General features: G+C 61.5%; 14 protein-coding genes. 8 read left to right on the plus strand and 6 right to left on the minus strand.

The genetic code is table 11. The features are described from left to right. Positions 1-28: 28 nt before the first annotated feature. Genes LAD35_RS13915 through LAD35_RS13925 form a run of 3 tightly spaced genes read left to right on the plus strand, consistent with a single transcriptional unit; the run spans position 29 to position 4,234 of the window. Positions 29-1,669, plus strand: a complete 1,641-nt coding sequence (locus LAD35_RS13915) for an ABC transporter substrate-binding protein (RefSeq protein ID WP_224149627.1) — start codon at positions 29-31, stop codon at positions 1,667-1,669. Continuing rightward, positions 1,659-2,606, plus strand: coding sequence for a MurR/RpiR family transcriptional regulator (locus LAD35_RS13920; RefSeq protein WP_224149628.1), 948 nt, complete (start codon positions 1,659-1,661; stop codon positions 2,604-2,606). The genes LAD35_RS13915 and LAD35_RS13920 overlap by 11 nt, the downstream gene beginning before the upstream one ends. 32 nt (positions 2,607-2,638) lie before the next feature. Then, positions 2,639-4,234 carry a gamma-glutamyltransferase family protein gene (locus tag LAD35_RS13925; protein WP_224149629.1) on the plus strand — a complete coding sequence of 532 codons (1,596 nt, stop codon included), beginning with the start codon at positions 2,639-2,641 and terminating at the stop codon, positions 4,232-4,234. 162 nt (positions 4,235-4,396) lie between these two features. On the opposite strand, the gene LAD35_RS13930 is transcribed toward LAD35_RS13925, so the two are convergent. The 4 genes from LAD35_RS13930 to LAD35_RS13945 all read right to left on the minus strand — a co-directional run bounded on the left by LAD35_RS13930 (position 4,397) and on the right by LAD35_RS13945 (position 7,180). Beyond that, positions 4,397-5,155, minus strand: a complete 759-nt coding sequence (locus LAD35_RS13930; protein ID WP_224149630.1) for a transporter substrate-binding domain-containing protein — start codon at positions 5,153-5,155, stop codon at positions 4,397-4,399. A 276-nt stretch (positions 5,156-5,431) separates the two neighbouring features. Continuing rightward, complete coding sequence (locus tag LAD35_RS13935) at positions 5,432-5,965, minus strand: glycine zipper 2TM domain-containing protein (RefSeq protein WP_224149631.1); 534 nt, start codon at positions 5,963-5,965, stop codon at positions 5,432-5,434. Between the two features lie 68 nt (positions 5,966-6,033). Further along, on the minus strand, positions 6,034-6,483 hold the full coding sequence (gene dut, locus LAD35_RS13940) for a dUTP diphosphatase (protein WP_224149632.1): 450 nt from the start codon (positions 6,481-6,483) through the stop codon (positions 6,034-6,036). Positions 6,484-6,685: 202 nt separating this feature from the next. Beyond that, complete coding sequence (locus LAD35_RS13945; protein WP_224149633.1) at positions 6,686-7,180, minus strand: hypothetical protein; 495 nt, start codon at positions 7,178-7,180, stop codon at positions 6,686-6,688. A 279-nt stretch (positions 7,181-7,459) separates the two neighbouring features. Here LAD35_RS13945 and trxA point away from each other — a divergent pair, with 279 nt between their 5' ends. The 5 genes from trxA (at position 7,460) to LAD35_RS13970 (ending at position 13,058) form a co-directional block, all read left to right on the plus strand. After that, positions 7,460-7,792 (plus strand): thioredoxin TrxA, encoded by a 333-nt coding sequence (trxA, locus tag LAD35_RS13950; RefSeq protein WP_224149634.1) that lies wholly within the window; start codon positions 7,460-7,462, stop codon positions 7,790-7,792. Between the two features lie 323 nt (positions 7,793-8,115). Next, positions 8,116-9,378 carry a transcription termination factor Rho gene (gene rho, locus LAD35_RS13955; RefSeq protein ID WP_224149635.1) on the plus strand — a complete coding sequence of 421 codons (1,263 nt, stop codon included), beginning with the start codon at positions 8,116-8,118 and terminating at the stop codon, positions 9,376-9,378. A gap of 139 nt (positions 9,379-9,517) precedes the next feature. Beyond that, positions 9,518-9,763: a type B 50S ribosomal protein L31 gene (locus LAD35_RS13960; RefSeq protein ID WP_224149636.1), complete on the plus strand. Its 246-nt coding sequence runs from the start codon at positions 9,518-9,520 to the stop codon at positions 9,761-9,763. Between the two features lie 191 nt (positions 9,764-9,954). Next, positions 9,955-11,667 carry a hypothetical protein gene (locus tag LAD35_RS13965; protein WP_224149637.1) on the plus strand — a complete coding sequence of 571 codons (1,713 nt, stop codon included), beginning with the start codon at positions 9,955-9,957 and terminating at the stop codon, positions 11,665-11,667. Between the two features lie 8 nt (positions 11,668-11,675). Beyond that, positions 11,676-13,058: an MATE family efflux transporter gene (locus tag LAD35_RS13970; protein ID WP_224149638.1), complete on the plus strand. Its 1,383-nt coding sequence runs from the start codon at positions 11,676-11,678 to the stop codon at positions 13,056-13,058. 25 nt (positions 13,059-13,083) lie between these two features. On the opposite strand, the gene phoR is transcribed toward LAD35_RS13970, so the two are convergent. After that, complete coding sequence (gene phoR / locus LAD35_RS13975; protein ID WP_224149639.1) at positions 13,084-14,436, minus strand: phosphate regulon sensor histidine kinase PhoR; 1,353 nt, start codon at positions 14,434-14,436, stop codon at positions 13,084-13,086. 66 nt (positions 14,437-14,502) lie between these two features. After that, positions 14,503-15,210: a phosphate regulon transcriptional regulator PhoB gene (phoB, locus tag LAD35_RS13980; RefSeq protein ID WP_224149640.1), complete on the minus strand. Its 708-nt coding sequence runs from the start codon at positions 15,208-15,210 to the stop codon at positions 14,503-14,505. Between the last annotated feature and the right edge of the window lie 8 nt (positions 15,211-15,218).

Below are 15,218 nucleotides of genomic sequence, written 5' to 3' on the forward strand. Positions count from 1 at the left end.
GCAAGATAACAATCCAGGAGACAAAGCCATGCTGACCCACCGCCCCGCCACCCCCAACTCCCCGATTGCAACGCGCCATGCACCCTGCCCCTCCCGATTGCTTGCCAAGGCAAACGCGCTGGCCATTGCCGCAGCCGCGCTGCTGAGCCTGACTGCCAATGCCCACACCCTGCGTCTCGCCAACCAGGGCGATCCGATGTCGATGGACCCGCATTCGCTGCAGGAATCGTTCCAGCTGTCCTTTCTGGGCAACATCTACGAGCCGCTGATTGGGCGTGACCGCAATTTTGCGCTGACGCCGATGCTGGCCACCGCCTGGGAGGCGACTTCGCCCACCATCTGGCGCTTCAAGCTGCGCCAGGGCGTGAAGTTCCATGACGGCTCGGCGTTCACGGCCGACGATGTGATCTTCAGCTACCAGCGCACGCAGTCGGAATCGTCGGACACCAAGCTGTACGTGGCGCCGATCAAGGCCATGCGCAAGATCGACGCCTACACGGTCGAGATGGAGACGGCGCAGCCCATGCCCATCCTGCCCGACCTGCTGTCGGGCTGGCTGGTGATGGGCAAGAACTGGGCCGAGAAGAACAATGCCGGTGTTCCCGCCGATGTGCGCAAGGGCACGGAAAACCATGCCAGCCTGAACGCCAACGGCACCGGCCCGTTCCAGCTCAAGCAGCGCCAGCCGGGTGTGCGCACGGTGCTCAAACCCTTTGACGGCTGGTGGGGCCAGAAGGAGCACAACCTAACCGAAGTGGTTTTCACGCCGATCGCCAACAACGCAACGCGGGTTGCGGCCCTGGTCTCGGGAGAGGTCGACCTGATGGAGCCCGTGCCGCTGCAGGACATTCAGCGCATCCAGTCGAGCGCCAACCTGCAGGTGCTGCAAAAGCCCGAGTTGCGCACCATGTACCTGGGGCTGGACGTGGGCCGCGATGAGCTGCTCTACAGCAACATCAAGGGCAAGAACCCGCTCAAGGATGTTCGCGTGCGCCAGGCGCTCTACCAGGCCATCGATATCGAGACCATCCGCAGCAAGATCATGCGCGGCGCGGCCCAGCCTGCGGGCATCATCGTTGCACCCGGCGTGCGTGGCTACGAGGCATCGCTGGACAAGCGCCTGCCCTACGACCCCGCAGCCGCCAGAAAACTGCTGGCAGAGGCGGGCTACCCCAACGGTTTCGAACTGGGCCTGCACTGCCCTACCGACCGCTATGTGAACGACCAGGCCATCTGCCAGTCCGTCACCGCCATGTGGACCCGGGCGGGCATCAAGACCACCTTGTATGCAGAAACCAAGGCGCTGTACCTGCCGCGGGCCTTCAAGCGCGATGTTTCGGCCTTTCTGCTGGGCTGGCAGCCCGCCAGCAACGACGCGCAGAACACGCTGTGGGCCCTGCTGAACACGCCCGCCAACGACGGGCGCGGCCGCTTCAACCTGGGTGGGTACGCCAACCCCAAGCTCGATGCGCTGACGCACGACATCGGCGTGGAGATCGATCCTGCCAAACGCCAGGGCCTGATGAAGGCGGCCTGGCAGATCGTGCAGGACGACATTCCAGTTCTGCCACTGCACAACCAGAATCTGGCCTGGGGCGTCAAACGGAACATCGACGTGGTACAACAGCCGGATAACAGCCAACCGCTTCGCTATATCCATGTGCGCTAAACGCCAGCAGCCTGCCAACGACCCGACCGTTCCTCCCGCCTATACGCCGCAGGCACAGGATGCGCCTGACCGCATCCGTGTGCACTACGGCAGCCTGACGAGCAGCCAGAGACAGGTGGCAGACTACCTGCTTGCGCATCCTTTTGAAGCTGCCACCCTGAGTATCGATGCCATGGCCGCCGAATGCACAGTCTCGGTGGCCACCATGAACCGCTTTGCCAGCGCCCTGGGCTACGGCAGTTACAGCAGTTTCCGCAACCACTGGCAGCAACTGCTGCAGCCGGGCATGGCACCGCTCGACAAGCTGCAGCAGCAGCGCAACATGCCCAGCACCGCCCACCGGCGCCTGCAATCCACCCTGCACAACGGCGCCGCGCAGGCGCAGACTGCAGCTGCCCTGCTCGACCCTGCAGCCACCGACGCCATGGGGCACCACATTGCCAAAGCCCGCCGCATTGCGGTGCTGGGCAGCGATGTGAGTGCCTATATCGCGGGGTACTTTGCCAGCTACGCCAGCCTTTTTCGCCCAGATGTGGAGTGCCTTCCCCAGGCCGGAGGCCCCAGCGAAACGCAGCGCAAGCTGATGTCGCTGGGGCAGGACGATCTGCTGCTGGCCATCTCGCTGCCTCGCTATTCCAGCCAGACGCTGGAGCTGTGCGCCCTGGCGTACGCACGGCAGATTCCCATCATCGCCATCACTGACCGCCCGGACGCCCCCATTGCCGCGTACACGCAGCAGATATTGCTGGCCCCGGCCCAGCACCCCATGCTGCCTGCATCAGCCATGGGCGTGCTGGGTCTGCTTGAAGGGCTTTGCACCGTGCTGGCTGCCAGCAGCCCCTGGAGCGCGGAAGACATGCGCCAGCGTGCGCAGCTGGCCGATACGTTCCATGTGGACACCGGCCCGCGCGCCCGTGCGGCACGCAAGACCCCCTGAAACCTTCCCCTTCGCCCGCCTCTGCCCTGCCCATGATCACGTTCTCATCCGAGCTGCCCTATGCCAGCACCCGCCAGCCCGTGTATGGCGACGACGTAGCAGCCACTTCCCAGCCCCTGGCGGTATCGGCCGCAATGGCACAGTTTGCGCAGGGTGGCAATGCCATCGATGCCGCGCTGGCCGCCGCCATGGCATTGACCGTGGTGGAGCCCACCAACAATGGCCTCGGAGGCGATCTTTTCGCACTGGTCTGGGATGGAGCGCAACTGCACGGGCTCAATGCATCGGGCTGGGCGCCGCAAGGCTGGACGCCCGAGCGCTTTGCCGGGTGCGAGCGCATGCCGTATGAAGGCTGGGACAGCGTGACCATTCCTGGCCAGTTGCGCGGCTGGCAAGCCTTGCACCAGCGCTTTGGCTCACAGCCCTGGGCCAGCCTGCTTGAATACGCCGAGCACTACGCACGCTCCGGCTTCATCGTGCCGCAAGGCGTGGCCAGCAAATGGGGCCTGCATGTCCCCCGCCTGCACAACCAGCCCGGCTTTGCCGAGACCTTTCTGCCCGGCGGACGCGCGCCCCAAGCTGGCGAGCGGTTCACCAACCTAGCGCTGGCAGACACGCTGGCGCGCCTGGCCACGCACGGCGCCGATGAGTTCTACGAAGGCGAAACCGCGCAGCGCCTGCTGGCCCACGCACAGCAGCACGGCAGCGCCTGGCAGGCCAGCGATCTGCGCGACTACCGGCCCCAATGGGTACAGCCGCTGGCCCAGCGGGTGTGGGGAGATTGCTGGGTGCATGAATTGCCGCCCAATGGCCAGGGCATTGCCGCGTTGCAGGCCCTGGGGATGCTGAACGTCCGCAACCACGAGCTGCCCGCCGAAGTAGACAGCGCTGCTGGCGTGCACTGGCAGATTGAAGCCACCAAGCTCGCGCTTGCCGACCTGTACCCTCACCTGGGCGATCCTGCCAGCATGTGCATTCCGCCGCACGACTGGCTCTCTGACGCCTACCTGCGCCAGCGCGCCGCTCTGATCGATCCGCAGCGCGCGCAGCACCCTGCATCGGGCCTGGGCGGACATGGCACGGTATACCTCTGCACCGCAGATCGGCAAGGCCGCATGGTGTCGCTGATCCAGTCCAACTACGATGGCTTTGGCAGTGGCGTGGTGCCCACGGGCACAGGTGTGGCGCTACAGAACCGGGGGGCAGGCTTCAGCCTCCAGGCGGGCCACCCCAACCGGGTGGGGCCGCGCAAACAGCCGTTTCACACCATCATTCCCGGCTTTGTCACACAAGGCGGGCAGCCCTTGATGGCCTTTGGCGTGATGGGTGGTCCCATTCAGCCGCAAGCCCATGTACAGGTGCTCACCCGCATGCTGCGCCATGGCCAGAACCCCCAGGCGGCACTCGACGCACCCCGCTGGCGCATCGAGCCCGGTAAGGGCATCTATACCGAGCCCGGTTTTCCGCCCGGGCTGCGCGATGGCCTGCAGGCGCTGGGGCATCCGTTGCTGCCGGTGACTGACCCGACCATGGAGTTTGGCGCAGGTCAGGTGATCTGGCGCCTGCCCCACGGCGGCTATGGCGCGGCATCGGACGGCCGCCGCGATGGCCACGCAGCAGCTCGCTAGCCCGCCGGGCCGTTGATTTTGCTATTGAATCAGGAGTAAAGGCGCAGATGCATCAAGCGCTGGAGGCTGATTTATCAATATGAAATACGGGCACCAACAAAAAACCCATCTGCAGCAAAACAGGTGGGTTTACGCCGGGGCAGGCGCCGGCTCAAGAGCGGCTTATTTGAGCCACTTTTGCGATTCCTGCTGCAACACGCCACGCAGCGCCAGAACATCCCAGGTAAATTGCATCACACGGCTGTAATCAGCGTCATCGGCGGGCAGCATGAAGCCCAGTTGATTGACGGGAGTCAAGGGCTTATCCAGATACGCCGCATGCAAGCGCGGATCGGCCTTGCTGTAATGCAGCGCTTCGTAGGTCTCGGTGATCATCACGTCGCCCTTGCCTTCGGCAATCAGCGCGGGAATCTCGGCATTCTTGTCGTGGGTAGCAATCTGCGCGTTCTGCATGTTCTGCAGCACATAGGCCTCGTTGGTGCCGCCCGGATTCTTGATGACGCGCACACTGGCCTGGTTCAGCGCCTCGGGCGTGGTGAACTTGTCCTTGTCAGCTGCCCGCACCAGAGCCACCTTGCCAAACGGCGCGTAGCCCGGCAGCATCTGCACCTTGCTGATGCGTGCCACATTGCGGGTGATGCCGCCCACAGCCACATCAAACTTGTTTTCCTGCAGGTCCGCCATGAGCTTGGGCCAGGTCGTATCCACATACTGCACCTTGACGCCCATCTCCTTGGCCATGGCCTCGATCACTTCGATGTCATGGCCCGCATATTTGCCATCGGCCTTCATTGCAAAGGGGCGGTAATCGCCGGGCGTACCCACCCGTAGCACCTTGGCCTGCATGATGGCATCCAGGCGCGGTCCCGCATGCGCCGAGGCAGAGGAAAATATGGTCACTACGCCTGCCGCGCTGAGCATGGCAGCTATCAATTTTGATCTATTGCTTTGCAATTCTTGCTCCTAGGTCTTCATTCGCCACATATACAGCGTGGCCCGTCTACAGCCTACCGCGCAACTGCAGTAGCCCCCTTCGAGGAAAGCGCATTCCATGCTGGCAAGACCTGCCCATGAAAAGAGAACAGCGTGTACCCATTGCTGTGTACACGCTGTTTGTCACACGCCGAGGCCATTGTGATCCTGTGCGGCGCAGATGCCCATCAGTGCTTCACCCAGGAAGCACGGGTACGGTCACGGTCAGTAACGCGATATCTGGCCCTGGTTGATCTGCACGCGGTCGCCCGGACGCAGATCGCCTGGATGCGGCACATCAAAAACGCGCTGCCCACCGTTTTGCAGATTGATCACGATGCGATAGCCACGCGTCTGGTTGCGGTTACCGTTCTGCTCGATCGCATTGCCCGCCAGCGCGCCTGCACCGGCGCCTGCTGCGGTGGCAGCAGCGCGGCCAAAGCCGCCACCAATCTGGTTGCCCAACACACCACCAATGACGGCACCCAGGATGACGCCCACACCCGATGTGCTGCTGGACTGGCCGCGCAGCTCTTCGATGCGGCTGACTGAGCCGTACTCCACGCCGTAGCCGCCTTGCTGCGGCTGCTGCTGCGGATAGTTGCCCTGCTGGGGATAGCCGCCTTGCGGATACCGGTTGTCATAGCGAGGCGGCGCCTGGACACAAGCTGCCAGCACCGATGCGCTGGCCGCCACCACGGCCAGTTTGCCCGCTTTGCGCGCCAGCGCGGTGCGCCAGCCAATATTGCGTTGAGCCATTGCTCTCTCCTTTAGCATTCGTGCCTGACACTGCAGCGTATTGCCACCGTACGGCGTTTGAACTTTGCCTACTTGGTTCCCGTCGATCCGTAGCCGCCTGTGCCGCGCTCGGAGACTTCACCAAATTCCTGCACCACATTGAACTGCGCCTGCAGCACCGGAACGATCACCATCTGGGCAAGGCGCTCCATGGGCTGCAGAACGAAGGCCGTGTCGCTGCGGTTCCAGGCGCTCACCATCAACTGGCCCTGGTAATCGCTGTCGATCAGCCCGACCAGATTGCCCAGCACAATGCCGTGCTTGTGGCCCAAGCCGGAGCGCGGCAGGATCATGGCCGCATAGCCAGGATCGCGCAAATGGATGGCCAGTCCCGTGGGAACCAGTTGCCAGGCATTGGGTGCCAGGTTCAAAGGCTTGTCGAGACAGGCACGCAGATCCAGGCCCGCACTGCCGGGCGTTGCGTACTGCGGCAACTGATCCTGCATGCGGGGATCCAGAATTTTGATATCAACAATCATGGTTTGGTTTTGTTTCTCGGGATGGGCGAGGCTAGCACAGCCCACTCCACCTTAACGCAAGGACCGGGCCCAGGTGCACCTGGCCGGTCGCGGAAAACCGGAGGGAGCAGCAAAAATTCATGGATTTGTAACGGTGCTCGCAGGTTTGCGGCCTGCAGATGTAACTGCGAGATCGGATTTGCAAAGAGCTTCGCGCTACTTTTCACTTCTTTGCATTGTCCATCGCCTTTTTGATGACCCCGACCAGCATCACCAACCCCAATGGCGGAAACGCGACACCGATCACAGCCATGACGATCCAGCCGATGAGCTTGAAAATATTTGTCTGCTGACCATCAGCCTGCTTGCCGGTAGCCGCCGGCGCAGCAGGAGAAAACACATCTCCGGCCCTGTCGGCCTGCGCGCTGCCGCCTTGGCGCCTGGACTCCAATTGGCGAATGCGCTCAAGCAAGGCGTCTGCAGCATTCGAAGCCGAGGTTTTGTGCGTCGCAGCAGAGGAAGCGGCAGATACGGAAGCCTTCGCCTGGCGCTTCGAGGCCTTGGCAGAGGTGCTCGTCGACGTCATGACCATCTGCGAAGCTGTCTGGTGCGCATGGCCCAGCGACTGCCGCGCCAACAGTCTTTCCACATAGCGGACAAAATCGCCACCCGGCGGAGTCTGATAAATGCTGTCCGTTGCAAAATCATGCTTGGCCATGGATGGCACACCTCTCCTGCCTGTCTGGAATACCGAGCACCGCTACGGCTCTTCTGCGCTGCAATGGCTCAGTGATTGATAGTTTCAAAGTCGACCATAGTATGCATCGATATGCATGGCAGCACGCCTCTGGCGTGCAAGAACAGCATCCATGCTGACGGTACTGACGACCCATGGCGCGTACAGCGCATGGGCTTGCTTTCTGTCACAATGGCCCCAACTTTGAACACGGCGGTCGCTGAACCTCCACGACATTTGAAATTTAACAAGGAACCTGCCATGTCGGACTCCCTGATCAAGCATACCAACGAAGCCAATTTTGAAGCAGATGTACTGCAGCCGAACACCAATGTTCTGGTGGATTTCTGGGCCGAATGGTGCGGCCCCTGCAAGATGATTGCTCCAGTGCTCGAAGAGGTATCGGTCAGCTACAAGGAAAAACTGCAGATCGCCAAGGTAAATGTGGACGAAAACCGCACCATCTCCGCCAAGTTCGGCATTCGCGGTATTCCTACACTGATGCTGTTCAAGAATGGCCAACTGGCAGCCACGAAGGTGGGTGCGCTCAACAAATCCCAGCTGACGGCGTTCTTGGACGAGCAACTCGCCTGATATTGCGCCTTCGGATGCACCCGAGGGGCACCATGCCTCAAAAAACCAAAGCGCGGCCTGCAAGCCGCGCTTTTTTTACGAAATCGGGCACAAACGCTGACCTCTTGAGGGGCGAGATCAGCACTTTTCACCCCAAAGATACATATAGTTGATCATTTAAAGGGGGTGTTTTCCTACACCCTGTTTATAATACGGGTCCAGATCATCGATCTCCCTTTCTAAGAATAGATCACATCTGATCTCCGGCTTGGCGGTTTCCCGCTTGTTGCACCGGCTCTGCATTCCCCCTCCATCTAACAGTTACTCCGTTCTGGAGTCCATTCATGCACTTAAATGAGCTCAAGGCACTGCATGTGTCTGAAGTCCTCAAGCTGGCAGACGAGCTTGAGATTGAAAATACCGGCCGCATGCGCAAACAGGAATTGATGTTTGCGATTATCAAAAAGCGGGCCAAGGCCGGTGAACAGGTGTTTGCCGACGGCGTTCTGGAAATCCTGCCCGATGGATTCGGCTTTTTACGCAGCCTCGACACGAGCTTCACTGCCAGCACCGACGATATCTACATCTCCCCCAGCCAGGTCCGTCGATTCAACCTGCATACGGGTGACATGATTGAAGGTGAAGTACGCACGCCCAAGGATGGCGAGCGCTACTTTGCACTGACCAAGCTCGACAAGGTCAACGGCCTGCCCCCCGAGCAGAACAAGCACAAGATGATGTTCGAGAACCTGACGCCCCTGTTCCCCAAGGAACAGATGCGCCTGGAGCGCGACATCAAGGCCGAGGAAAACATCACCGGCCGCCTGATCGACATCATCGCCCCCATTGGCCGTGGCCAGCGCGCGCTGATCGTTGCCCCGCCCAAGAGCGGCAAGACGATGATGATGCAAAGCATCGCCCACGCCATCACCGCCAACTATCCGGATGTGCACATGATGGTGCTGCTGGTGGACGAGCGTCCGGAAGAAGTGACCGAGATGCAGCGCTCGGTCAAGGGCGAAATCATCGCATCCACCTTCGATGAGCCTGCGGCCCGCCACGTACACGTGGCCGAAATGGTGATCGAACGCGCCAAGCGCCTGGTCGAAATGGGCAAGGACGTCGTCATCCTGCTCGACTCCATCACGCGTCTGGCCCGCGCCTACAACAACGTCGTGCCTTCGTCGGGCAAGGTGCTGTCGGGTGGTGTGGACTCCAACGCACTGCAGCGCCCCAAGCGCTTCTTCGGTGCCGCGCGCAATGTAGAAGAAGGCGGCTCGCTCACCATCATCGCCACCGCGCTGGTCGACACCGGCAGCCGCATGGACGAAGTGATCTTTGAAGAATTCAAGGGCACCGGCAACAGCGAACTGCACCTGAACCGCCGCCTCTACGAAAAGCGCGTGTTCCCGGCCATTGAGCTCAACAAGAGCGGCACACGCCGCGAAGAGTTGCTGCTGTCGCCGGAAATCCTGCAAAAGACCCGCATCCTGCGCCAATTCATGTACAACATGGACGAAATCGAATCCATGGAAATGGTCATCAAGAGCATGAAGGCCACGAAGAACAACACCGAATTCTTCGACATGATGCGCCGGGGCGGCTAAACAGCGCACTGATTTGCCACACACCCTTCGTTTATGCAATAATGGAGGGCTTTTATTGCGGAAAGTACGCTCAGCTTATTGCGGTACAGAGGTTGTATCCGGCTTGGCACGGCTCCCGCACTTGACCAAAGGAAAGATCATGAAAGAAGGCATTCACCCAGAGTACCGCGAAGTATTGTTCGTGGACCTGTCCAACGGTTTCAAGTTCGTGACCCGTTCGTGTGTGAACACCAAGGAAAACGAAACCTTCGAAGGCAAGGAATATCCTCTGTTCAAGCTGGATACCTCGTCGGAGTCGCACCCCTTCTACACCGGCACCCAAAAGTCGGTGGACAACATGGGCGGCCGCGTGGAGAAGTTCCGCAACCGTTTCGGCAAGAAGTAATTTGCGGTTTGCCTCTGCTGTGGCCTTCGGGGCCACGGTTTTCTGGCAAAGCAAAGGCAGTGCGGATGACGTACTGCCTTTTTTGTTTGCAGGTCGCATACCTGGAATCTTTCTGAGGCAACCGCAAACCTCCTAGATTTCGCTCGCGCGCTCTGCTATCTTTGCTTGTTTGCTCCATTCGGTCTCTTACGGTGAATTTTCCAACCCCAGCGATTGTTCCTCAGGCTGCCGTGCGCCCCCTCCCCAGGGCGCTGCTGCTGTTGCTGTGCCTGGCATACGTCGTGCCAGGCTTCTTTGGTCGGGCACCCTGGAAAGCGCTGGATATCACCACCTACGGTTACTCGCTGGAGCTGGCACAAGGCAAGACATCCTGGCTGGCACCTTCCATCCTGGGCCTGAATCCGGACGCCGAGGGCCTGCTGCCCTATTGGCTGGGCGCCTGGGCCATCCAGGCCTTTGGCAGCGTGATCCCCGCAGACATGGCAAGCCGCCTGCCCTTTGCAGCCCTGCTGTGGCTGGCCTTGATGGCGACCTGGTATGCCGTGTACTACCTGGCCCGCAGCCCAGGTGCCGGCCCCGTGGCCTTTGCGTTCGGTGGTGAGGCGTCGGAGATCGACTATGCGCGCGCCATGGCTGATGGCGGCCTGCTGGCCCTCATTGCATGCCTGGGCCTGGCGCAGCCATCCCATGAAGCCAGCAGCTATGTGGTGCAGCTCACAGGTGTCTGCTTTGTCTTTTTTGCTGCAGCCTGCATCCCCAACCGGTTTGCACTTCCCCTCACTGTAGGAGGAATCGGGCTTCTGATCCTGGCGCTCAGTGGCGCCCCCACCTACAGCGTATTGATGGGCCTGGGCGCTGCCCTGATCCTTGCACTCACCCCCGTCAATACCGCACAGCGCAACAAGAGCCTGCAGGCCTCCATTGCTTTCGCGGTGATGAGCGTGCTGGCCTTGCTGCTGGCAGTCTATCTGCACCAATGGCAGTGGCGCATTCTGCCTGCGCAGGAATTCCGCCAGTTCCAGTCCTTGCTGGAGTTGCTGGTCTGGTTTGTATGGCCTGCATGGCCCCTGGCGCTGTGGTCGCTGTGGATCTGGCGCCGCCAGATTGCAGACTGGCGCTTTGTGCATCGCCACCTGTGGCTGCCGATACTGCTGGGTGCTTTGGCCCTGATCAATACCGTCACCACCAATCCAGGTGACCGCGCACTGCTGTTGGGTCTGCCCGCATTTGCTGCCTTGGCGGCGTTTGCACTGCCTACATTCCGCCGTGCGATGGCTGCATTGATTGACTGGTTCACCTTGCTGTTCTTCAGTGCCGCAGCCATCACCATCTGGGTCATCTGGCTGGCCGTCTACACCGGTGTACCGGCCAAGCCAGCCGCCAATGTGGCCCGTATTGCGCCAGGCTTCGTAGCCAATTTCTCGCTGCCGCTTTTCCTCGTGGCCTTGCTGGCCAGCCTGGCGTGGTGTGGCCTGGTGTTCTGGCGCGCCAGGCGCAACCGCCCGGAGATCTGGCGCAGCCTGGTGCTGCCCGCAGGCGGCACGGTGCTCAGTTGGATACTGCTGATGAGCATCTGGCTGCCCATGCTGGACTATGGCCGCAGCTACACGGCGCAGGTCGAGGCATTGGCCAAGGTACTACCCACTCCGTCGCAGGCCGGCTGCGTCGCCATCGGAAACCTGGGCCGTGCCCAGATCGTTGCACTGCAAGCGCAAGGCGGCTGGCAACTGACTCCAATGCACACGGATACCGCCAATACCTGCCGCTGGCTGGCGCTGCCCATCGAAGGGGCAAGATCCGCACACAGCCATGGCATCGATGAAGACTGGGAGCCATACGCGGTCGTTCCGCGCCCCACGGACAAAAACGCTGAAATTGTTATTTACCAGCGCAAGCAAGATTAGGAGCAGCCATGCTGAGCGCTGTGCGCCGCGTGTTTTCACGCCGCGATTTCGATGTGGTTGCCAAACACGCAGCAACGGTATTTGTAGGGCAGATTGCGGTGATGGGTTTCGGCGTGGTCGATACCATCGTTGCAGGCCGCCATGCCGAAACGTCATTGGCCGCGCTATCCGTGGGCTCCGCCATTTTCGTGACGGTTTATGTCTCGCTGATGGGACTGCTGCAGGCGCTGCTGCCCATCTGGTCCGAGATGCATGGCGCCCGCAGGCACGCAGACATCGGGCCATCGCTGCGGCAGTCGCTCTACATCTGCGTGGCAGCAAGCGCCGCTGGCATGGCTGTGCTGTTCCATCCCGCGCCGATACTGCGCTGGACTGAAGTACCAGCAGATCTGCAGCCCCTGGTGGAAAGCTATCTCGCCATTGTGGGATGGAGTCTGCCCGCAGCCCTGCTGTTCCGGATCTTCAGCACGGTGAGCCAGGCACTGGGTAGGCCGCAATTGGTCACCTGGCTCCAGGCCGTGTCGCTGCTCGTCAAGTTGTCGCTGTCCATCTGGTTCACCTTTGGCGGCCTGGGGTTGGCCCCCATGGGCGTGATCGGGTGCGCGTGGGCCACCTTTGCCGTCAATTTCTTCCTGTGCGGTGTGGGATGGATGCTGCTGCGCACGCAATCCTTGTACGCCCCTGCACAAATCTGGCGCAAGCTGGAGCGGCCTCACGGCCCCACATTGCTCCAGTTCACGCAGCTTGGTGTACCTGCCAGCCTGTCGATCCTGGTAGAAATCACCTCGTTCACCCTGATGGCCCTGTATGTTGCACGCATGGGCACGGCAGCCTCCGGTGCACACCAGATTGCCGCCAACGTGACGGCCTTGATGTACATGGTGCCCCTGTCGCTGGCCATTGCCACCAGCGCGCGCGCCAGTTACTGGCGTGGCGCTGGCGACGAACTCCGTGCGCGCCATGTCGTGTTCATGGGGCTGCTCTCGGCCATGCTGCTGGCCACTGTCTTGTCTTGCGTGGTGCTGATCGGCAGATCCTGGATCGTACCGGTCTATACCCACACCCCGGAGGTGGCAGCCATTGCCGTGGGCCTGTTGGCCTGGGTCAGCGTCTACCACCTGGCAGATGCCACGCAGACCGTATCCATCTTTGTGCTGCGCAGCTACCGCATCACCTTTGCTCCATTGCTGGTGTACTGTGGCCTGTTGTGGGGCATGGGTCTGTGGGGCGGCTTTCAGCTGGCCTACAAGGGGCTGGGCAGCATGGACGCCCTGCGCTCACCCATTGCATTCTGGATGTGCGCCGCAGGCGCTCTGGTGCTGGCCGCCGCCTGCTTTGTAGCCCTGCTGCAGCAGGTTACCCGCAAGGCCGTGCAGCGCAGCATGGCCTGACCTGCATCGCAAGCACCGGCTCGCGCTATACCAGCGCCTCCGTATCTGCGTTTCGCATCCGTGACGCCGGAAATACCACCACGAATTCCGACCCCTTGCCCAGGGTACTGCGGATCTGCAGCTGCGCGCCATGCCGCTGCAGGACGTGCTTGACAATCGCCAACCCCAGCCCGGTGCCACCAGTGTCGCGCGAGCGGCTGCGATCCAGGCGATAAAAGCGCTCGGTCAGGCGAGGAATATGCTCCGGTGCAATGCCCGGGCCTGTATCCACCACGCTGAAGCGGCCCGTGCCGTCTGCCTGGCGCACAAACTGCACCGTGATGTCTCCGCCTGCGGGCGTGTAGCGCACCGCGTTGTTGACCAGGTTCGACAGAGCGCTTTGCAGTTCGTTGCCTGCGCCAGCCACCTCCAGCCCAGCTTCATCGAGCGACTGCATCTGCGGAAAATTCAGACGCAGAGGCTTGTCTCCATCCTTGGCGATCATGCGTGCGAGGCCATGCGCATCCTCCTCGCAGCGGCGCATCAGGCTGCGCACCCCCACCCATTCGTTCAAGCTGGGCGGAGGATTACCCTCCAGGCGCGAGAGGGTCAGCAAATCCGCCACCAGGCTTTGCATGCGCTGCGCCTGGTTGGACATCAAGGCCAGGTACTGCGTGCGTTCCTCGCTGCTGAGCGGCAGGGTCTGCAGGGTTTCGATAAAGCCTGTCAGCACCGTCAGCGGCGTGCGGATCTCGTGCGATACATTGGCAACGAAATCGCGCCGCATGGCATCGGCCAGTTCGATCGATGTCACGTCGCGCGAGAGCAGCAGCTTGCGGTTCCCTTCGTACGGGAACATCTGCACGGACAGTTTCAGCGGGCTGGTGGCGCGCACCACCGGGCTCATCAGCACCACATCCCTGCTGAAATCATTGGCAGCAAAATAGCCTGCGAATTCCGGAGCGCGCACCAGATTGGAGATGAGCTGCATGTGGTCGCGCTGCAGATCAAAGCCGAAATGCTCGCAGGCAGTCTGGTTGCACCATTCGATATGGCCTTGTGCATCCAGAAGCACCACACCGTTGGGGGATGCCTGCAGCGCGGTCAGCACCTGCTGCAATTGCGCCACCGCCTGCTGCGCCTGCTTCTCATGCTGACGCAGCAGCCGGCGCGCCCGGTCCACCGCCTCTCCCCACACGCCATACAGCTGCGGAGGACGCTGCAGGTCACCTTGCTTGAGCCAGGAAACCACCTTGTTGCCACGCCAGAGGTCTGCAACAAACCAGCACCAGGCCCCCACCAGGGTGGCAACGAGTGCACCGGGCATCTGCCCCAGCCACCAGCCCAGCGATGCGCCGACGATCTGGAACAACAGAAAACTGACAATGCGAAACAGCATGCAGACCTAACTCAAAAAAGAAAAGCTGCGACAAGCGCAGCATACGAGAAATGGCAAGCCCGCGCATCAAGCGCGTTGCAGGGCCTGCGGTTGTGCAGTGATGCGATAGCCCGCGCCCCGCACCGTCTCCACCATCACGTTCGCAACGCCCAGTGCTTCGCGCAGGCGCTTCACATGCACATCCACGGTGCGCTCCTCAATGAACACGTGGTCACCCCACACCTTGTCGAGCAACTGCGAGCGCGAATGCACGCGCTCGGCATGCTTCATCAAGTAATGCAGCAGCTTGAACTCCGTCGGCCCCAGCTTGAGCAGCTCGCCCTGGAAGGTGACACGGTGCGTTGCCGCATCCAGCACCAACTCGCCGATCGTCACGCTGTCGTTGACCTGCTCGGGAATGCGGCGGCGCAGCACCGCACGGATGCGTGCCAGCAGCTCCTGCGTGGAAAATGGCTTGGTGATGTAGTCATCCGCACCGGCATCGAGGCCCGCGATCTTGTCAGGCTCATCGCCACGGGCGGTCAGCATGATGATCGGGATGCCTTTGACACGGGCATCGGCGCGCCATTTGCGTGCCAGCGACAGGCCGCTTTGGCCCGGCAGCATCCAGTCCAGCAAAATCACGTCCGGCAGCACGGCATCCAGCTCACGCTGGGCGGCGTCGCCATCTTCCGCCCAGATCGGCAGGCAGCCGTTGTGCCGCAGGTTCACCGCGATCAGCTCGGCAATGGCCGGCTCGTCTTCGACAATGAGTACGCGTGGCAATTTTTTCATACGTCAAA

Origin of the sequence: Comamonas odontotermitis (assembly GCF_020080045.1) — a bacterium.
In the GTDB taxonomy this organism is placed as follows: domain Bacteria; phylum Pseudomonadota; class Gammaproteobacteria; order Burkholderiales; family Burkholderiaceae_C; genus Comamonas; species Comamonas odontotermitis.